18 protein-coding genes are annotated in these 20,237 nt (G+C 51.5%); 10 read left to right on the plus strand and 8 right to left on the minus strand.

The window, feature by feature from the left end; genetic code table 11:
- The first annotated feature begins 5 nt into the window (after nt 1-5).
- On the plus strand, nt 6-422 hold the full coding sequence (locus EPA93_RS20730; RefSeq protein WP_129889345.1) for a diacylglycerol kinase family protein: 417 nt from the start codon (nt 6-8) through the stop codon (nt 420-422).
- Nucleotides 423-495: 73 nt separating this feature from the next.
- On the opposite strand, the gene efp is transcribed toward EPA93_RS20730, so the two are convergent.
- The 3 genes from efp to EPA93_RS20745 form a co-directional block, all read right to left on the minus strand.
- Nucleotides 496-1,065, minus strand: a complete 570-nt coding sequence (efp, locus tag EPA93_RS20735; protein ID WP_207229605.1) for an elongation factor P — start codon at nt 1,063-1,065, stop codon at nt 496-498.
- Nucleotides 1,066-1,147: 82 nt separating this feature from the next.
- Nucleotides 1,148-2,200 carry a THUMP domain-containing class I SAM-dependent methyltransferase gene (locus EPA93_RS20740; RefSeq protein WP_129889347.1) on the minus strand — a complete coding sequence of 351 codons (1,053 nt, stop codon included), beginning with the start codon at nt 2,198-2,200 and terminating at the stop codon, nt 1,148-1,150.
- Nucleotides 2,201-2,584: 384 nt separating this feature from the next.
- On the minus strand, nt 2,585-3,403 hold the full coding sequence (locus tag EPA93_RS20745) for a hypothetical protein (protein WP_129889348.1): 819 nt from the start codon (nt 3,401-3,403) through the stop codon (nt 2,585-2,587).
- 584 nt (nt 3,404-3,987) lie between these two features.
- On the opposite strand from EPA93_RS20745, the gene EPA93_RS20750 reads away from it, so the two are divergent.
- Genes EPA93_RS20750 through EPA93_RS20765 form a run of 4 tightly spaced genes read left to right on the plus strand, consistent with a single transcriptional unit; the run spans nt 3,988 to nt 7,471 of the window.
- Nucleotides 3,988-4,467, plus strand: a complete 480-nt coding sequence (locus tag EPA93_RS20750; RefSeq protein WP_165423287.1) for a helix-turn-helix domain-containing protein — start codon at nt 3,988-3,990, stop codon at nt 4,465-4,467.
- A gap of 57 nt (nt 4,468-4,524) precedes the next feature.
- On the plus strand, nt 4,525-5,838 hold the full coding sequence (locus EPA93_RS20755) for an MFS transporter (protein WP_129889350.1): 1,314 nt from the start codon (nt 4,525-4,527) through the stop codon (nt 5,836-5,838).
- Nucleotides 5,813-6,634: a lipoate--protein ligase family protein gene (locus tag EPA93_RS20760; protein ID WP_129889351.1), complete on the plus strand. Its 822-nt coding sequence runs from the start codon at nt 5,813-5,815 to the stop codon at nt 6,632-6,634. The genes EPA93_RS20755 and EPA93_RS20760 overlap by 26 nt, the downstream gene beginning before the upstream one ends.
- Nucleotides 6,635-6,658: 24 nt before the next feature.
- Nucleotides 6,659-7,471: a PIG-L deacetylase family protein gene (locus tag EPA93_RS20765; protein ID WP_129889352.1), complete on the plus strand. Its 813-nt coding sequence runs from the start codon at nt 6,659-6,661 to the stop codon at nt 7,469-7,471.
- A gap of 73 nt (nt 7,472-7,544) precedes the next feature.
- On the opposite strand, the gene EPA93_RS20770 is transcribed toward EPA93_RS20765, so the two are convergent.
- Entirely contained in the window at nt 7,545-8,501 is a 957-nt protein-coding gene (locus EPA93_RS20770; protein ID WP_129889353.1) for a C39 family peptidase, read from the minus strand.
- Between the two features lie 297 nt (nt 8,502-8,798).
- On the opposite strand from EPA93_RS20770, the gene EPA93_RS20775 reads away from it, so the two are divergent.
- Complete coding sequence (locus EPA93_RS20775; RefSeq protein ID WP_129889354.1) at nt 8,799-9,080, plus strand: hypothetical protein; 282 nt, start codon at nt 8,799-8,801, stop codon at nt 9,078-9,080.
- A gap of 9 nt (nt 9,081-9,089) precedes the next feature.
- Entirely contained in the window at nt 9,090-10,682 is a 1,593-nt protein-coding gene (locus EPA93_RS20780) for an asparagine synthase-related protein (RefSeq protein WP_129889355.1), read from the plus strand.
- A gap of 44 nt (nt 10,683-10,726) precedes the next feature.
- Here the strand turns inward: EPA93_RS20780 and EPA93_RS20785 are convergent, their stop codons facing one another.
- Nucleotides 10,727-12,355 (minus strand): long-chain fatty acid--CoA ligase, encoded by a 1,629-nt coding sequence (locus EPA93_RS20785; RefSeq protein WP_207229606.1) that lies wholly within the window; start codon nt 12,353-12,355, stop codon nt 10,727-10,729.
- A 467-nt stretch (nt 12,356-12,822) separates the two neighbouring features.
- Here EPA93_RS20785 and EPA93_RS20790 point away from each other — a divergent pair, with 467 nt between their 5' ends.
- Nucleotides 12,823-13,683, plus strand: a complete 861-nt coding sequence (locus tag EPA93_RS20790; RefSeq protein WP_129889356.1) for a hypothetical protein — start codon at nt 12,823-12,825, stop codon at nt 13,681-13,683.
- Here the strand turns inward: EPA93_RS20790 and EPA93_RS20795 are convergent, their stop codons facing one another.
- Both EPA93_RS20795 and folP read right to left on the minus strand, forming a co-directional pair.
- Nucleotides 13,684-15,111, minus strand: a complete 1,428-nt coding sequence (locus tag EPA93_RS20795) for a bifunctional folylpolyglutamate synthase/dihydrofolate synthase (protein ID WP_129889357.1) — start codon at nt 15,109-15,111, stop codon at nt 13,684-13,686.
- An 83-nt stretch (nt 15,112-15,194) separates the two neighbouring features.
- On the minus strand, nt 15,195-16,058 hold the full coding sequence (gene folP, locus EPA93_RS20800; protein WP_129889358.1) for a dihydropteroate synthase: 864 nt from the start codon (nt 16,056-16,058) through the stop codon (nt 15,195-15,197).
- Nucleotides 16,059-16,370: 312 nt separating this feature from the next.
- Here folP and EPA93_RS20805 point away from each other — a divergent pair, with 312 nt between their 5' ends.
- Nucleotides 16,371-16,865: a hypothetical protein gene (locus EPA93_RS20805; RefSeq protein WP_129889359.1), complete on the plus strand. Its 495-nt coding sequence runs from the start codon at nt 16,371-16,373 to the stop codon at nt 16,863-16,865.
- A gap of 37 nt (nt 16,866-16,902) precedes the next feature.
- Nucleotides 16,903-18,027 carry a polyprenyl synthetase family protein gene (locus EPA93_RS20810; protein ID WP_129889360.1) on the plus strand — a complete coding sequence of 375 codons (1,125 nt, stop codon included), beginning with the start codon at nt 16,903-16,905 and terminating at the stop codon, nt 18,025-18,027.
- A 137-nt stretch (nt 18,028-18,164) separates the two neighbouring features.
- Here the strand turns inward: EPA93_RS20810 and EPA93_RS20815 are convergent, their stop codons facing one another.
- Nucleotides 18,165-19,697 (minus strand): WD40 domain-containing protein, encoded by a 1,533-nt coding sequence (locus EPA93_RS20815; protein WP_129889361.1) that lies wholly within the window; start codon nt 19,695-19,697, stop codon nt 18,165-18,167.
- Nucleotides 19,698-20,237: the final 540 nt, after the last annotated feature.

Consider the following 20,237-nt stretch of genomic DNA (forward strand, 5'->3'; position numbering starts at 1 on the left):
AAGCAATGAGCCAGCCGCCGGTACCGCCCGCATTTCCACCGCCGCCGCGCAGCGAGTGGGCAAAATTTATTGCCGGCTTCGGGTACGCCTTTAACGGCCTCTGGTATGCTCTGCGCACTCAGCGAAACGCGCGCGTACATGCAATAATTGCTACCCTGGCAATTATTCTGGGCATCGTGCTGCATATATCGGCGCTTGAATTCGCCATGGTTTTTGTGGCCATCACTGGCGTCTTTATTGCCGAAATGTTTAACACAGTCTTTGAGCTGTGCATAGATATCGCCACACCTGAATACCATCCCCTGGCCAAGATCGCCAAGGATGTGGCCGCGGGAGCCGTCCTTTTAAGCGCGCTGCTCTCGATTATCATTGGCATATTTATCTTTGGTCCGCACTTACTGGCCCTGTTCCAAAAAATGTAACGAGAGGGATCGCTAACAATACCCTCTCGTTATCTTATCTTTGCGGATGAGTAGCGTGCCTTCAAAGGCGGCCTTACTTCACGCGCTCGACATATTGCCCGGTACGTGTATCCACGCGGATTCGATCGCCGGGATTGATGAAGAGCGGAACATTGACTATCGCACCAGTTTCCAGAGTCGCAGGCTTAGTTACATTCGTAGCGGTATCGCCACGTACGCCAGGCTCAGCGCTCTCCACTCTTAGCTCAAGGAAATTTGGCAGTTCGATCGCTATAGTATTTTCGTTGTCATCAACCAGCATCTCTACCACATCCTGCTCCTTCAGGAATTTGATGGCATCCCCAAACATTTCCTTTGGCACAGGGCGCTGATCAAAGGTCTCTGTGTTCATAAAGATGTAATCGTCGCCATCGACATACAAGAACTGCCAGTTCTGGTGTTCGACGCGCACCTCATCTATATCAGTGCCGGCGTTAAAGCGCTGCTCAATCACGCGCCCATTCTTCAGATTCTTCAAACGTGTGCGGACAAACGCGCGCCAGTTTCCTGGGCTGACATGATGAAATTCAGTAATTGTCCAGAGCTCGTTATTATAGCGTATAACCATGCCGTTACGAAAATCGGCGGTAGTCGCATTACCCAATGGAGTATCTCCTCTCAACACAATCGGCAGTATAACCGGGTTTAGCACAAAGCAAGATAGATATACTGCCAGCAAAACATCTTCAGGCTGGTTCCGCAACAAAGATACTGGCAGGAAGTCCCAGCACAACCAGCACCACTTTTTTATTGATGCGCCAACCAGCATCTTGCAATATCATATTCAAGAGCCGATCTTCGCTGGTCAGCGCAACTAGCAGGCCATCAGGAGTCAGTACGCGCCGGAACTCCCGGGCCAGCAAAGTATAAAGCTCTACATTTGTCTCATGGGAGCCAATCTGCTTGCCAAAGGGCAGGTTTGTCATAATGCGCGTTACACTCGCCTCTTCAAGAGGAAGCGAGCGAGCATCCCAGACATTCCAGCTGGCAGCGACCTTCGCCGCCCGTGCATTACGACGAGCCATCGCGACGGCCTCCGTGCGAATATCGCCCCCCATCGCTTGCGCAAATGGAGCTAACAACGCCCGCTCAATGATAATAGTTCCGGCACCACACAAAGGATCAAGCACAATATCCTGGGGTGTTGGATGAGCTAACCAACTCATGGCCGCCCCAATCGTTGGGCGCAATGAGGCGGGCAGATGTTCTTGCTTATAACGCCTGTGCCTCATTGTCGCATCGCTTAGACGCAGGCCAATTAAGGCTTCACTGCCACTCAACCAGAGCCAGATCTCGACATCGGCATCATCCTTCACCAGGCGCATCCCGCGTGGCATAGCTTTCTGTAGCGCGGCAACTACAGCCTGGCCTGCGTCAATACGCCGGAAATCGTGCGTGCCCGCTTTCTGACTCACCACGCGCCAGGTTTTCGCGGGCCTGCCACCGCTAGTTCGACGCCAAAGGGCCAGGCCTTGCAAGATATCAGCATTGAGCGTCGCGCTGTGTAACACACGTAGCGCATCGCGCCCATGACCTAACCCCCTTATATGAGCCAGGGAGAAAAAGACATCTTCAACCGTATGCAGTTCCAGCAAATTGCCAGGGGAAGCGCTCGCCTTAAACAGGGCAATCCCACGCGCAAACTTTACAAGTTCTGCCTCAGAAATCCGCGTTCGAATCTCATTAAACGCCAGAGTTTCTAACCCTGGGATAGTCATGACATAAAAAAGCTGAGACATCCACCTACTACTTCTTTAGAGTGCTCGCAGCGAGCTCATAGTCGGACAAGAAGATTAAGACTTACAAATCTTCTTGTCTTAATCCATCTTCCCCAACTACATCAGTTTACTGTAGAAGGAGCATGCCCAGCCAGAACGCTGCTATCCAGACACTAGTTTACCACGCCACCTTTTACATTGTCACCATGCAAACCAGGCGCGCGGGTGCCTGCCAATTCCCGTTCTCTTGCCCTCGGTCAAGCGCACCCAGGCGGGAAATAGCATGACACGGCCGCTAGCCTATGGCTATTGCCCTTAACAATCCCATGTTTGAGAAGTGGAAAGCGCAGCTCGCCACTTTCTATTCAGGATGGGGCGTGCAATTACTATCTGGAGCAATGAACTTTACCAGTAGCGCCAGGGCTCAGCCAATAGTCTTGATAACATCGCAGTATGCTCAGAGAACTTGGCCAGGCGCTTTTTTTTCAGATTCTCGCGCAAGACCCAGACAATATCGGTATCTCCCCACGAAACAGCCTCGCTCATCAAAGCAAAGCCCTCCTCGGGCAAGGCGGCCGTCACCACGCTGAGCGTATAGCCTAGCGTCCGGCGCAGCACACGAAAATCTTCACGTTTACGCTCATTAAGAGGAATAAGATGCAGGCGATGTAGCACAATACGCTGCAACTCAAGGGCAGAGATGCACAATTTATAGTTGCTGAGCAATAGAGGTGGTTCAGCAACAGCAGCGATGGCCGCACGCTGCTGCAGGCAACAGCCTTCACGAGCTAAATGCAACATATGTCTGATCATCTCATCGCTATCAGCAACCAGCATATGTCTATAAGCGATAGATACTCCTTCCCGTACTCTCCAATAAGGACTGCTGGCATATTGATCCAGCAGACTCAAGGTCTCGTTACGCCAGCCAGGCTGCACAGCAGCACAAGCCCCAGAGGCCACTATGCCGCATAGCAACACAAACTCAGATGGAGTATTACCCGTTACTGCACTATGATCGCTGTTGGAAAAATAATTCAGCAGCGATTTAACACGTTCGGGATGCCGGGAAACTGCAGTAGCTAGCAGACTACTGACGTCATCAGCCAGCTCTAAATTTGGGCGTGGCCCAGGCAAACGGCTATTATCCCGCAAGTAGAATTCTAATGGGCGTTGATTGCCCGTTAATGCTCTCTCTACTAAAGAAGAAAGAGTATCATGCATGGCCACACTTCCTTGCATCAACAATAATGATGACGTTTCGCATACGGGTTGCTATTTGTAGAAGACTCCCGAAATACACTTTCCATTGTACCACAACACATCTTAACTGAGGCACGCTGGTCTGTCTTTCCCAGGGATTTCCAGGTCTCGTTCTTGGACCGCCTGAGAGCGGCAAGGAGGAGGAAACAATCGGGGCCAAATACGCTCGATCGCAGCGCGTTCGCTCGCGACGTAGCCTCCGTGCTCCAGGTGAAGGGCAATGTGTCGCGCTCAAGAGAATTGCCCTTCACTATCCCATTTTGGAGAAGTGGAAAACCCTGGGCACTTCTCCACGGCTATATAATTTTCGCAGGCGTCAGGAGTGCAGAGGGCGGCCAGTCCTCTGCCGGGGTACGGGGCGTCCCCGTTTCCATTTCTTTTCGGACGGGTGGGCGGGGCAAAAAAGGAATTTTAAATAACCCTGGACACTTCTCTTAATTACATTGACGTTAACGTTAAACTTGTGATATAATTCTAGTATATTCTCTCCTAATATTAACTCAATCAATTCCATCCTACTGTTTGTCGTGAAAGGAAGGTGTGCTGTGGTTGCAGCCGATGAGAAGCAGCAGGAACGGGCTAACATAGATACTACTTCTCTTCATACTATTGAGCAGGTATCGATACGAACAGGTTTGACCAAGCGTACGCTGCGCTACTATGAAGAGGTTGGCTTGCTTCCTCCTACAGGGCGTACTGAGGGTAACTATCGCCGCTATACAGAAGATGACGTGCAACGCTTATTGCGCATCAAAGAATTACGGGACCTGCTGGGGGTCTCGCTTACTGATATACGCAAACTCCTCGAAGTAGAGGACGAGCGGGGGCAAATCAAATTAGCATATCGTCAAGAGACCGACGCTGCCACAAAAATCGCCCAGTTGGACCGCGCCGACGAGCTGATACGTGAGCAGCTCCACCTGATCGAGCAAAAAATTGCTGGTCTGGAACAGATGCACGCGGATCTGCAGGCACGGCTCGAACGACACGCTCGCAAGCGGGAGGATTTGAATCATGAAATATAAGTAAAACGTTTTCTATACTTTAGCTTCGGCACTATCTAGATTGGAATTCTATGGCTTATGCGGACTCTATCCAAGAAGCAGCAGGACTTTGATGGTTCTGCTGCTATAGCCTCTTCAAGCCCAAACGGGCTGGGGCGCACCTTTTCTGCCTTACGGCATCGTAACTTTCGTCTTTTCTGGTCTGGTCAACTTATTTCATTGACCGGCACATGGATGCAATCCACAGGCGAGGCATGGCTGGTCCTCCAGTTGACCCATAATGCATTCCTCCTTGGGCTGGTGGGTGCTCTTCAGTTTCTACCAGTACTTCTGCTAACTCTCTTTGGCGGCGTTCTGGCCGATAGGCTCCCCAAGCGCAAGGTGCTGCTCTGCACGCAAACCTTCGCCCTGCTTCAAGCCGCCACGCTAAGCATTCTGGTGGCAACCGGCAAAATACAGCTCTGGCATATTCTTGTGCTGGCTTGCTTGCTGGGTCTGACGACTTCGATCGATAATCCCACCCGTCAGGCGTTTGTGATTGAGATGGCAGGACGTGAGGACTTGCCGAATGCTATCGCGCTCAATTCGTCACTTTTTAACATGGCTCGTATCGTCGGCCCGGGGATCGCTGGTCTGCTCATTGCCTGGTTAGGCATAGCGCCATTGTATCTCCTCAATGCCCTCAGCTTCATTCCTGTGCTGATTGGATTGATGATGATCGATATGACAAAGCTCTATGCGCTACCAAAGGCTGTAACGCAGGGAGGCCCGAATATCTTTCAGAGCCTGGGAGAAGGCTTATCCTATGTCAAACGCACGCCAGCCGTCTGGCTCACGATTGGAGTTGTGGGGATTGTCTCTCTCTTCGGCATTAACTTTAACGTGATGTTGCCGCTCTTTGCTACCGATGTGCTGCATTCAGGTCCGACCGGCTTCGGCTTCATCTCGTCGACGTTTGGCATTGGCTCGCTTCTCTCAGCGTTATGGCTGGCCTGGAGGAACCGCAATCCGAACATTACGCAGCTTGTTATACCAGCTATCATTTTTGCTATTCTTGAAGGTTTCTTTGCTCTTTCTAAATTATATGTATTATCGTTAGTATTAATCGCAGGTGTAGGTTTTGCGCAAGTTGCTTTCTCGGCCAGGGCTAACACAACTCTACAGATGGTGACACCTGACTACCTACGTGGTAGAATCATGAGTGTTTACATGATGGTATTTGCAGGTAGCACGCCAATCGGGAATCTCCTGATGGGAGAGCTCTCCCGCCAGGCTGGCGCGCCCACTGCAATGCTAGTTGGTGCAGTCGTGAGCCTTATCGCGGCAAGCGTGGCCTTGATACTGCGCGCTCCTGCGGAGAAGAGCATTGCACAATCCACGTATATTAGCTAAGCGTTGGCAGAGCTATCGACTCGCTATCGCTGATCAGCAACAGCATATCGCTCTTAGTGAGCATATGCTCAACACTATTCAGCCGGAGGACCTACCAATTCTTTACTGGTCGCTGGCTCAGCCGACTGGCCTTGTCCTGGGTTTTTCCCAGAAACTGAGTGTGCTTAATCCAGCTATGCTTGAAGCTCAGGGCTTGCCTATCTATCATCGACGAGCTGGCGGAACAGCGGTACTGGTAGGTCCTCACTTACTCAGCCTGGATGTGGTGTTACCGGCAGGGCATCCGCTGGTGCTAAGCGATATTGTAGAATCCTATCGCTGGTTTGGAGAAGCCTGGGTAGCGGCCCTTAAACAACTTGGCATACAGACGCGAACCATAGCCCCAAACGAGGCCCATGCCCAGCGAGCCCTCCTGAAACAGCCAGAGACACGGGCCTACGAAACTCTTATGAACCGCGCCTGTTATGGTAGCATATCATCTTATGAAGTTGTAGCCGACCAGCGTAAGGTTGTTGGGCTTGACATGATTCGTCGTCGCACCGGCAGCCTGCTCCAGGCCGGAGTTTTGTTACATTGGGATACAGAATTATTAGCTCGGCTGCTTGGACACACAGCTGAAGAACAAACATTACTGCGCGAAGGATTGCGAACACGAGCCGTTGGATTGGATGAGTTAGCTGGTCGACCTATCGAAGTTGAGGCTGTGATCAAAGCCTTTGAAGCTGTTATAGCCTCTTTTGAAGATTTACCCTTGACATCCTCTTCGGCCGCGCCCTATACTGGTCAAACTTTATAGTATATCTCTAGAGAGGCTTTATCTATGGGAGATAGAAACGCAGAGGGAGCGCTACAAGTAGTAACGACCCCTGAATATGAAGCAATGGTTATCGGAGCCCATCCAGATGACGACGATTTCGCAGCTGGCGCTACCAGCGCTCTGTGGGCCCGACAGGGCAAGAAGGTTGTCTGGGTGGTCATGACAGACGGCACCGAGGGTAGCGAAGTTCCCAGTCTTAGCAATACCGAGCTTATGCTGGCTCGCGAACATGAACAGCGGCTGGCCTGCGAAACGTATGGAGTGAAGGATATCGAGTTTCTGCGCTTCCCCGATGGTCATCTCACAAATAATGAAGAGACGCGCAGGGCTGTGGTCCGCCTGATTCGTAAGTACCGGCCACGCCTCGTCTTTACCCACGATCCCTCCCAATATCTCTTTGCGCCAGATCCGGATGAGCAGCCCAACGAAACCGGCCATATCAATAATCCGGACCATCGGGCCACGGGAAGTATTGTATTGGATGCCCTTTTCCCGGCTATCGGCAATCCGCGCGCCTATCGCGAGCTGCTGGCCGAAGGTCTTATGCCCTATAAAGTGCATGAGCTCTATCTTTTCTATTCCAGCCAGATAAATACCTATATAGACGTGAGCGAGACTATAGACATTAAAGGCAAGGGACTCCTTTGCCATGCCACGCAGTTTGGCCCCGATACTAAGCTAGCCGAAATGGTGCGCGAGCGCGCGGCTAAAGTGGCACAGGAGGCAAAGGAAAAGAAGGGCCTCGACATGCAGTTTGCAGAGGCGTTCCGCCGCGTTAAGCTCTACATCCCTCCAGAAACACAAGCTGAGAAATAAGACAGAGCAAACATGGACAAAGCAGGACGAGGAACTGAGCATCCTTCGCCCTGCTTTTTTGTGTGAGGCTGTGCTATTTAGGCGTTATAACGACGGCAAAGCCGGCCCAGTATTTATTAAAGTTCTGGTGCGTAAATACTTGCATATCGAGACGGGACGAGTCGGCCGTGTAAACATGGTCTTTATCGCCGCCGCGTACAACAAGTAAGTGGCCTCCCGACCAGCGCTCAGGAGGGAACCCAACAATCACCGGTCGCCCTTTATTAGCGATAGAGATCACTTCATCGAGCGAACCGGATTTAATCCACGTGGCCTGAAAATTAAAGTGAGCAACAGTTCTATCAATCCCTCCAGGCTCCAGCAATCCCAGATCGGGCGTAATCTCATGTATACCCGCTTCGACCTTTAAAATATCAGCAATCCGGTAATGGTGGCCATACGAGTTGATTACTTCAGTCATGGAAGCCGTAGAACATGCTGAGTAGGCCCATGTGTTGTAATCCTGGGCAGAAAAGTATTGGGCCGGGTCTAATTGAGGAATACGAACCAGCGCCTTCGACGCTCCTGCCATACCAGCAAAGAGCGGCTGCGCTGGCTTGTTCGTCGTAGCATTGGTCTTAGCCGGTGCAGATGTGCTGGAAACGGCGATATCGGGCCAGTTAGCCGCAACGATCGTTGGGGTGGGTAAGCAAGCCCTGAGCAATAAGATCCCAGCAAAGAAAATGACCAATGATATAAGAGCAACTCCTAACCATTGGCCTTGCATCCCTATGTTTAATCCCAAAATACTGCGCACATCCAGCGTTGTGCCTACGCTTGCCCAGGAACGCCGTCCTCGGCGCTCGAAACCGCTGTTTACGTAACTGCGCGAACGGACATAGCTTCTCGTTCCGGTACGACGTGCCCCGGTACTGCGTCCAGCATATGAAACGGGGCGCGGATCTGTTTCCTGGGGGGGTCGAGAAGAAAGCAGCAATCCAGCAACAGTTACGGTCAACGCGATGGCGAGGAGCGTAAGGAGAATGATCATTAAAGGCTCCTAATCCTTCTTCAGCTCATCAGTCTCAACAGAGCTACCTGCTCAGATGACGAGCAACATCACAGCACTTTAATTGCCTCGTTTCAAACTATACCATTACCTACCAACTTCAGGCAATATAGGCCATACATGTTTACAGGGCCAGGACGTCTCTTATTCCTTGTAACTAGTTCTCAGGTAGGCATTTTTTAGGAGATTATTGCCCAATTACCCAGATGACTTTGTGCGAGCTATAGTATATTATAGAGACCGGAGCACCTCTATAAAACGAAAGTAAGGATATTTACTATGTATATTTACTATGTCTTGCGCGGGACGCAGGGCGAGCAGCAGGTTGAGCTTGAAGGAGATTTGAGCGAAGAACTCTTTCCCGGTTTAGACTTGCAGAATGGGCCAGCGATCATCGATCACCTGGTAAGCAGGGGGAAAGAGGAGGGCAGCAGAAATGTGGAGTGGAGCGAATGTGATCTTACCGATTCTTTTTTTGATCAGGACGACAACTATATCTTCTTCAATGGTCGCTGGATACGGCGTTCGGATGCACCCTGGCGTAAAGATAGATCCAATTAAGCTATAGCTATGCCCACACTTGCTGGATGGTTGACCGGCGAACAGGTCCCCCAGGAATTTATTGAGCAGGCGCTCATTACTATGGGAGAGGTTCTGGGGCGAGCAGGAGGACAGCCCGCACGCACAACACAACCTGGAGCAGGCTTGATTGCGTTCTCTGACCCGGCCTATAGCACACAACACAACACCGAGCCTCCTGTCCTTGACTGGGTGCCAGATCGTCGTACGCTTGTCTACCGTCGCCCTTTATCGGGCCTGCATCCTCTCTACTACATTGAAAACTGGCCAGCTCAAGGCAATCTGCTTTTCGCAAGCGAAATAAAAGCGCTCTTTGCTGTGGGCGTGCCTCGTCGTCTCCATCTTGCCGCACTCGATGCTCTTTTGCGCTACGGCTTTATCCCGGCTCCCTTGACCGCCTTTAAAGAGATTTATGTAGTGCCTGCCGGCTCGATTCTACGCTGGCAACGCGCAACAACCGTGCTCAATTGGTCTACCGACTATCAGCTTGAACAGAGGCTGAAGGCTGATGAGGCGCGCGCTTCGCTGCATCAACTGCTGCAAGAGGCGGTTGCCAGCCTGCTCCCTTCACACGAGCAGCTGGTAGCTTTCAGCAATGGCGACAGTGCCTCAGCCCTCGCTATTGCCTTAGCAGCACAACGCACCTCAGCGCCTTTCACAGTGGCTTCTCTTGGCTATAAGAAAATGAAGAGTAAGCAGATCTGGCAAGAGGCGGAGCGCGTTGCCACGAGTTGCCAGCTACCCTTTCTGGCTATTACTGGCCTTGACCAGCCAGAATTCTGGGTCGCTACGCTTAACGGCCTGGAAGCCCCTGTTACTAATAGTCGGATGCTCGCCCTACATCAGCTCTTCCATACTACTGCCATGGAGACGGGTGCCCGCGTAGCCATTAGCGCCACTGGGGCCCATTTGCTCACAGGTTCGGGCCAGCTTGAGCCTAAACCCTCTTATCATAAACGAGAGGACATTTTCCAGCGCTATAGCCGAACAATAGCCCCGCGCTGGACTGGCAAAGCCGACGAGCTCTGGTCAGCAGATACCCTGGCCCAGCTTCAACAAGAAGAGCCCTGGGAAGAAACGCTTCATGCGCGTAAACTGGCTCGTAAAGCCTCACAATTCACAGATGTTAGTCAGGGCCAGTACTATCTTGATCTCCATCTCCGCTTGCCCGATCTTCTGGTTAACGCCATGCAAGCCCTGGCTACACCAGAGCGCATGGCGATCAGATCACCATTCCTCCATATGCAGGTCATCGAGGCCCTTGTGCGCCTACCTATGTCTCAGCAAACTGAGCAGGCAGGGCCAGCACTCCTCACCCAATTGGCCCGGCAATATATTCCAGATATAGGCCTGGAATCGCTGACATCTTCATTAGAGGCTCCCAGCGCCTCGCTTCTCCACCTGGACGGCTCGGAACTGCTCGCCGAGCTCCTTTCAGTTGAAGCGCTCAAGAGCCGAGGAATTTTTAATCAGCGCATAATCCAGCAACTCTTTTCTGAACGGCAAACTCCAGGCAATCGGCGAGCATTACTGCTTGTCTTTACCACCCAGCTGCTTTGCCATTTATTCGCCGCTGATCTATAAAGCCCCGAACCGCATACAGCCCGGGGCTCCAATCAAAGTTCTCCTTAGCCCTGAGCCAGATTATGCGTCTTGTAGCTGTTTCTCAGTACTTTTTTATCGAACTTGCCAACGCTGGTCTTAGGAATAGCCTCAACAAAGATCACATCATCTGGCAACCACCATTTAGCCACTTTGGGACGCAAAAATTCGATGATTTCCTCTTTGGTAACCTGGCCAATAAAGGCAGGTTTGGCCACGACGCAGGCTAACGGTCGCTCTGACCACTTTGGATGCGGAATTCCCACTACACAGGCTTCCAGCACTTTAGGATGCCCCATTATTAGGCCTTCAATCTCAACTGAAGATATCCACTCGCCGCCCGATTTCACCAGATCTTTAGTTCGATCCACGAGTTGGATGGTGCCCTCTTTGTCTACAACTGCCACATCCCCAGTGCGCAACCATCCATTGGCAAATTTGGCATCAGATTCGGCATCGTGATAATAGGCGCGCGCTATCCAGGGACCGCGCACCTGCAGCTCTCCAAAGGTCTGGTTATCCCAGGGAACCTCCTGCCCGGTCTCCATATCCATCACACGAAACTCTACCCCTGGTACCATTGTGCCCTGCCTGGCTCTAATCGCAAACTGCTCTTCCAGCGAAAGATCTTCCTGACTGGCCCGTAACCTGGCAACAGAGGCTAGCGGCGAGGTCTCGGTCATGCCCCAGGCCTGGACAATCGTCACGCCTTTATGATGGAGTCCTTCAATTAAGGCCTGCGGAACTGCCGAGCCCCCACTTATAATGATGCGCAAGGCCGAAAAGTCAAATTGTTCCTTATCGAGGAGATTTAGCAAACCAATCCAGATCGTGGGCACACCGGCGGCAAAGGTTACGCGTTCCTGCTCCATAGTTTTAGCGACGCGCAGCGGGTCCATAAAGCGTCCTGGCAGCACTAACTTGGCCCCAACAAAGGCCGAGGCATGGGGAAATCCCCATGCATTGGCGTGAAACATGGGCACAAGGGGATAGACTACATCGCGCTCAGCTAAAGCCGGCCCATCAGCAAAACAGCTTCCAATTGAGTGCAGATAGATCGAGCGATGGCTGTACAATACCCCTTTGGGGTTGCCTGTGGTTCCCGAGGTATAGCACATCGCTGCCGCCGCATTCTCGTCAAGCTCGGGCCATTCATATGTAGCCGGCTGATCGCCAATGAATTCCTCATAGTCTACCGAGGGCTGGAGCTTTCCCGTCGCATGGGGAGCTTCACCCATGATCACATACAGCTTGACACTAGAGAATTGATCGGCAAGGCGCTCTAGAACAGGTACAAGATCGCCATCAACAAATATTATTTTATCCTCAGCATTGTTAACGATATAAACCAGTTGTTCGGCAAAGAGGCGAATATTAAGTGTGTGCAAAACAGCGCCCATACAAGGAACAGCAAAATATAGTTCAAAATGGCGGTAGGTATTCCAGGCAAACGTTGCGATACGATCGCTCTGCTCTACACCAGCTTTCTGTAGGGCATTGGCCAGTTGCATCGAACGCCTGCCCCAATCGGCATAGGTATAGCGATGAGGCTCACCATCAGTCTGGGTAACAATCTCCTTATGGGGGAAAATACGTGTGGCGCGCTTAAAGGCGTGTTGCAGTGTCAGGGGATAGTTCATCATCAGGCCTTGCATAGTGTCACCATATTCCTTTCAAATCTGGAGGGCTGCTATCTCTCACGGAGAGGAAAAGAAGAAAACTCCCACGAAACACTTTCTGTCCATTCAGAAGCTTGACCTTGCCACTTGCTATATGCTAAAGGCTACTCTTGGTTACATATGACTCCAATGAGCCTTCAGGCCCATAGTAAGTATGACAAATAGACTTACCAACGGCGCAATCCTGTCTGATTATCAACATTATGCAACGATCCAGTCGATTATGCAATCTATGACAGGCAGCGTACAGAACCGTTTCATTCCCCTGTTATGCCTACCTACCACTACCCGAAAGAGGAGATAGAGAGAATGAAGTTCAGGCCGTGTAGCGTGCCTTGCCTTCCCCATTTAATAGAGGTGATAAAAGTATTGAAAAGCTCATTCAAATATTTTTCAGGTTATTCTTGACATTTTTTATCATTCGCTCCTATGATATCACTAATATGTCGAATACGATAAAATACAAAGAACAACAACCAGTTCCTACCGAAGTCTTTTCAGCCTGGAATGAGCAGGGCCGCGTTAAAGCCGCAGCATTGGCGCAGCGTGGCGAAGCTGTGGGAGCCTATAATCTTGGAGTCTGCGGGATCTGGGGCGATGGCGCACATCCCTCTTTTCCCCTCAGAGTGGCGCAAATCAAAGGTGAAAAGCGAGGCGAAAGGCCTCTAGCCGCCAGCCTCGAAACCAGTAGCTTTGTCGCAATGCTTGATCCGACAAAAATCCCTGAAGAATTACATGATCTGTTTCTCAACGCTGATGAGCTAGCGGCACGGCTCGCTTCCCTCTGTTTACTACGCGCGCCGATTACCGAAGCAGCGGCCGCTAAATTGCCGGCCTCGCTGATCTCCCGCTTGCCAGATGGAGCTCCACTGCTGCAAAATTGGGACCCGGCAGGCCACGAACCAACGCACTTGTTCGTGGAAGAGATGCATAAAAGAGGCATCGTTTATCCGGCTGTCACGTCGATGAATCCCAGCGGTACTCCAGAATTAGTTACAGAAGAAGATGGTATTCGCTTTTCCCGGGAGCGAAACATTCCCCTTTTTCTAAGGAATCCACGCGATCCCGGGAAAGTGAAAGGCTCCTATACGATAATCGAGCTCCACACCGGCGGCCTTGAGTTAATCCGCGATGGCAATATCCCTGCCCGCTTGCTTGAGCTATTGTTAGGCATTCCCATTCATCGCACAGAAAGGACGATTGCGCCAAAACACCAACAAGCTGCCATTCCAGAGGCTCTCATAGTTGATAAGAATCCAGCCGTGGGTAGAGCGGCTCTTCTTAAATTCCTCTCAACGAAGTAATTAATGATCTACACCCTTTATTTCGGCAGCTACTTCCGCGTTGCCATGCGCAGCGGCCCAACGTAAGGCCTCGCCGGCCAGGTAAAGCGAGCCGGTGATACAGATCAGATCTTCCTTTGTGGACAGCGAGAGAGCGCGCTCTATGGCCTGATCGCTTGTAGCTGCCGTATACACTTTGACACTTGGTGCCAGCTCCGCGAATAACTTCGCCAGGGCTTCTATACTGGCTACGCGCGCATTCTGCATAGCCGTCAATACTACGCAATCGGCATCAGCCAATTCCTTAACAATGCCTGAAAGATCTTTATCGCGCGCCACGCTAAGTACGAAGATTCGGCGTGCAGTCGCAAACGAGGTGTGTAGCGCCTCCACGAGCTTATGCATCGAATCGGCATTATGCGCGCCATCGACAAGCATAGTTGGATTATACCCAACTATTTGCATACGTGCCGGCCAATGAGCAGTCAATAGGCCTTGTCGTAAGGCATCTTCATTCCAGGCGACCGAGCGCTTCCGCAATACCTCTAGCGTGGCCAGCGCTGCCGTGGCATTTTCGAGCTGATGCAGGCCAGGCAAAGGGATCTGCAGATCGGTATAGACACGCTCAGGCGTCAAGACCGTAAAACGTTGCCCTGGCAAGTTACCGCCCTCCCTCCGTTCTAATTTGTAGCGATAACTTAGAGGCGGCAAAGCGCCAGCATCAACAGCCTCCTGGGCAGGATCACCTTCAGCTGGCCCAACCCGAATCAGGCGAGCCTCGCGCGCCTGGCAGACTGCGGCAATCGCCAGCAGCGCCTCGGTAGCTTGTGCAGAAGTAACAACGTAGCCATGCTCTTTAATGATCCCAGCTTTCTCAGTTGCGATGCTGGTAAGTGTATTGCCAAGGATCTGCATATGATCGTAGCTGATGGATGTGATAACGGAAACTAGTGGCTGCAGCACATTTGTTGCGTCCAGGCGCCCACCTAAGCCCACCTCCACAACTGCATGCTGAACATGCTGGTGCGCAAAATAGAAGAAAGCCAGCGCTGTTGCCAGCTCGTAAGTGATAAATGGGCCAAATTCCTTGCGCGCCTGAATCGCCTCAACGGCTGAACGCACTTTCGGGATCAGCGCAGCCATCTCTTCCTCGCTGATCAACTGGCCGTTGACGCGCATCCGTTCGCGAAACGTATGCAGATCGGGCTGGGTATAAAGCCCCGTGCGCAGGCCAGCCGCACGCAGCACGCCCTCAATACAGATAGCCGTCGAGCCCTTGCCCTTCGTCCCGGCAATTAACGTGCTGCTATACGCTTGCTGGGGATTGCCAAGGAATTCTAGCAAGCGGGCTTCGCGCGGGAGATTCTCATTCACATCGCGTACATAAGAGCCGCTGCGCTCAAAGTCGGCAAAGCTATAGATATAAGTAAGCGCTTCCTGGTAATTCACAAATTGTCACCTTATTTGTTTACTAGCAAATTGGCTACGAGTAGCCATCCCACTTTTCATACTTACACATACGACTGCGCCGGCTAGCCCACCTGGCCGCGCACAATCGCATCGCTCATCTTCACTACCCGCATCATCTCATACACATCATGAACGCGCACGATATCGGCGCCCTGAGCGATCCCCAGGGCCACAGAGGCTGCGGTCCCTTCTACGCGCTCGCCGGCCGGCACTCCTCCCAGCGCATAGCCAATATTCTTCTTGCGCGAGACGCCAAGCAATAAGGGACGCCCCAAGACGCGCAATTCACGCAGCCGACGCAACACGGCCCAATCTTCCTGGGGAGTCATGCCAAAGCCGATCCCCGGATCAACAATGAGCTGTTCCCAGGCAATGCCTGCGGCTAAAGCGATATCCATGCTACCAGCCAGGAAGCGTACAACATCGCTCACAATCTCATGCTTTTGAAAGCCGCGCATATTGGCCATGAGGATGACGGGAACCCCATGCTGACGCACAACTTCGGCCATGGCCGGATCATACCGCAAACCCCAGATATCATTAATCAGGCAAGCTCCGGCTTGTAAGGCCTGCCTGGCAACCTCAGACTTATATGTATCGATGGAAATAATAGTCTTGGCAGGTAATGATCTGCGCAAGGCACGAACCACAGGAATAACACGCGCAAGCTCTTGCTCCAGCGAAACTGGCGTTGCGTTTGGCCGTGTCGATTCTCCACCCACATCGATAAGCTGCGCGCCTTCAGCGATAAATCCCTGGGCTTGCTTAACAGCTCTCTGGACTAGCTCATCCTCAGTAATCGTCTGTGCCAGTCCATCACCAGAAAACGAATCGGGAGTTACATTCACGATTCCCATCACATACGTTTGTTGCCCCCATTCGAGGCGATAATGGTCCCAGGCAATTGGCGCTGGTAGCGAATACATCTATCTAGTTCCTCTTCATTAAGCAAAACGTGAGCGCACTAAAACGCTCTAGAACTTCTCTGTGCTTCTTAATCATAGCTCCCTGACGCCGAAAGCACAAATAAAGGTGGGAGAGAAGATGGTGTCAGTCACCTTCCGGCGGGAAGACTCGTTTAATATATATGCACCAGACTGGCCAGCAAGCATAAAGGGCCATTGGTAGACAAGGATTTGCTATACTAAACATAGACACATTCTAGAAGAAACTATAATATAGGGTATGGCCACGGATGAACAGTGGTCTTTATTCTATATGAGGGAAGTTGCAGACATATGCCAGATACAACTGAGAAGAAACGAATACGCCAGAGCGTTACCGCGACACGTCGTTGCCATGAATGCAATGAAGAGGCTCTCGGGCGTTGCCCGGACTGCCACTATGGTTTCTGTCAGGATCACTTTCCCAAGCAGCAACATTCACCATGTGCTGAAAAACAGATGAAAATGGCCCAGGTTCAGGTATGCTACGTTTGTGGAACTCAGGTTTACCCCGATCAATGGTCAATCTCAAGAACCTCTCACTTCGTCGATCCGTTTACCTGCCGAGGCTGTGGTCGCTATATCTGCGATGAACTCCATACCAAACGTAAAGCCGAAGAGGTGATTATTATCCGCGAAGGCATGCGCGGGCATCGTTATCAATATACTAATCGTTATTGCGACCTTTGCTCCCCATTTTATCGGGTTGGGGGCGTCAAAAATTTGACCCGTCTTATCGTTGGCGCCGGAACAGTTGTCGCGGCGATTATCTTTTTTCTTCACCCTTAAATCTGCCGCAGCAGATTAGAGAAAGTTTGTACAAGCGATGATCATACCATCTAATATTGAGCCGACCTTAAAACGCTATCAGCAAGAGATCCATACAGCCTTACAGGCCGCTATAGCCAGCGTCGAAGAGCAGGCCAATGTCGCCGAGCTGGCGACGTTTTACGGGCCAATGAAATACCACCTGGGATGGGTGGACGCCAACTTTCAGCCGCTTAAAAGTAATCCCGGGAAATTGATACGCCCAACCCTGCTCTTGCTGGCCTACGAAGCCGCTGGCGCCTGGGGAACGACAGGAACTACACAGGCCTCCACAGATCTTTCCTATCTACAGCGAGCTTTACCGGCTGCGGCTGCCGTTGAATTGACGCATAATTACACGCTAATTCACGACGACATAGAAGATGGCGATGTGGAGCGCCGCCATCGCCCAACTGTCTGGAAAATATGGGGAATGCCGCAGGCTATCAATTTTGGGGATGGCATGATCTCGCTGGCACGCTTCACGCTCTGGAAAATGCTAAATCAAGGGGTAGATGCGGATGTGGCAGTTCGGCTTGCAGCCTCTTATGACCGCATGTGCCTGGTTCTCTCTGAAGGTCAGCATATGGATATGGCCTTTGAGCAGCGCCAGGATGTCTCGGTAGATCAGTACATCGATATGATCAGCCGGAAAACAGCGGCCCTTATCGCCTTTGCGGCCGAAGCTGGGGCTCGCCTTGGCACCCGCCGTCAGGAGACAATCGAGCGCCTTTACGATTTTGGCCAGGCTCTGGGTATCGCCTTTCAGGTACGCGATGATCTTCTCAGCATCTGGGCCACGTCAACGGAATCCGGTAAAACTCCTGCCGGCGATATTTATCGTCGCAAGAAAAGCCTGCCGATACTCCATTCTCTTGAGCATGCTAATGCGCAGGATCGCCAAAAGCTGCATCATATTTATCAACAAGAGGCAGCTCTGACGCCAAAACAGGTACAGGATGTGCTTGACATTTTCGAACGCACCAGGACAAAAGAGTACTGCAGCACCTTCCTGACTCGCCAATGCCAGCTAGCACATTTGGCACTGGCCAACGTCCCGCGCTATAACAGTTCCATCTCGATGAGCGCCCTTGACCACATGAAGGCGCTGATACACTTTCTAGAAAAAGCTGCCACCGATTAAGCAGCTCGTGCCGTCACAACCTGCGGTCAGTTCCCGGGCCAAGCAATGCAGTCTGTACTGCATCAGGCTTTAACTTGTGAAAAGCTTTAGAGCTCTTCAAGCTCTATCATAGGGATCATCTTTTAGCTGGATGATCTCTATGATAACTGCCATACGGTGACAGTATTGCCAGATGCCGAGGCCAATTGGTCAGCGCGCGCCGACCAGGTTAGCGCACTGACCGGGGCATTCTGTTGAAGGCGCAAAAGGGGCTTCTGGCCTTGTCCCGGCGCCCAGATCGAGAGCGTACCGTCGTCTGTGCCAACCGCGAGCAAGCGCGAATCAGGAGACCAGGCCAGAGAGCGTATGGCTGTATTCGAGACTTGTATGCGCCGTGGCCCATCCATACATTGAGGACCAAACTCGCCATTTGCCTGTATCTTACAGCTCAATCCGTCCCACAAGCGCACAATTCCATCATCGCCTCCCGCGACTAATTGGCTGCCAGTAGGCGCAAAGGCCAGAGCATGTACCGAAACCTGCCCATCCAATAGATAGAGGCCATGGATTTCCCGCGCGCTTGCTGCGCTCCATACGCGGATTACGCCTCCTTGCGAGGCTGAGGCAACCGTTTGCCCATCGGCAGACCAGCTTACTACTTCTATCGGGGCTGTATGGCGGGAAAAAATTTCTTGTTCATGATAATCAAATGTGTTCCATACGATTACACGCCTATCTATCGATCCAGAAACAGCCAATTGCTGACCTTGAGTAGCCCAGGCCAGACTTGTGACGGTGCCCATATGACGATGATTGTGCGCCAGCATTTCTCCACTTACTACATTGAAAAAAGTTATACGATTATTTGCACCTGTGACCAGTCGTTGCCCATCACCAGACCAGGCCAGGGCGCGTACAGCATCTTGCTGTGGCAGAATCTGACGTACAGTTCCGTCTACTCCCCAGATAAATACGCGGGCATCATCGCCCCCACTTGCTAACATACCGTCATGAGACCAGGCGATCGTGCGCACCTGTTGACGATGACGGGTAAAGGTTATCGTTGGCTTTGCCTGGATGGCCTGCGTTGACTGCCTATTGGCTGAACTCGCCGGCGGGGAACTTTGCTGAACGATGGATGAACCCGAATTACTCAGTATCTTTTTCAATACATCCGGCTCCCAGGCCCTAAAGGCTGCATATCCTATGCCCACGCTCCCAATGCCCAGGATGGCCCCGCTTAAAACCAGAAAGGCCCGACGCGTCGCATTAGGGGGCCGCTTCACTGCGGGCAGCAGTCCAGAAGTATTTTTCCTCTGCGGCAGAGCTGTAAAATACTCAGCATCAGCCAGGGTGGCCGACGAATAGAAGGTAGGATCGGGCAATCTTAGCGCCGAACTGTCGAGTAATGAGGGATCAAACGCCTCATTCGCCACAAACGATGCCAGGGCAAGCCTGGCGCCCGGCGTCACTCCTGCATCCTCTAGTGTGGCACTTTCTGGCAACATCGCCCCATTAGCGGTATGGCGCAATATATAGACAAGCCGATTGCCAAAAAGATCGGTTTGAGGAAGTCCCAACTCTTTGACCAGGATCGGTACGAGGGCAGAAACTGGGATATCGACCGCAAGTTCTGCAGGACGGACTGCCCCAAATGCATTCTCCTCTATTAATACCTTTACTTTCCGCATAACTCTTCCCTCTCACACTCCTCACTAGTAATAGTTTAGCACGAGCGGCGCACTTCTTTCTGGCAATATAAGTAAAACAGGCTATCTCAAAGTATATATAGTTATATCTCTATTCAGCAACATATATCTCATACAAAAACGAGTACGCCACCTTCAGCTGCAAGGGAGAGGGAAGATACGAGGACGGGGTACTCCTACTTTTTCACTCGTCACTTGAACCTTGATAGTCTACTAACCAGAGCCCTAAATGGACCATTTTCTTTGGAAGCTCAAGATGTGTATCCGATTGATTTTTCCAATTTTGGGGAGTTCTCAATGCTTACAACTAGCGTGATATGATACAGAAGGCAGGCTTTCGACCTATAAAATATAGCATCCATACTATTGCTGAGTGCTGGACTTAGCAGCGCACTCAAGCGTAAAATGTAGAGAACACTTGCAGAAAATCTGGATGCTTGACGTCTTCCTTAATAATAAATCTAGGGTAGCCTATATACACTATGTAGACTCATAGCATACATACGGAACTGCTAAAAATTG

Source organism: Ktedonosporobacter rubrisoli, assembly GCF_004208415.1.
GTDB classification, from domain to species: Bacteria; Chloroflexota; Ktedonobacteria; order Ktedonobacterales; family Ktedonobacteraceae; genus Ktedonosporobacter; species Ktedonosporobacter rubrisoli.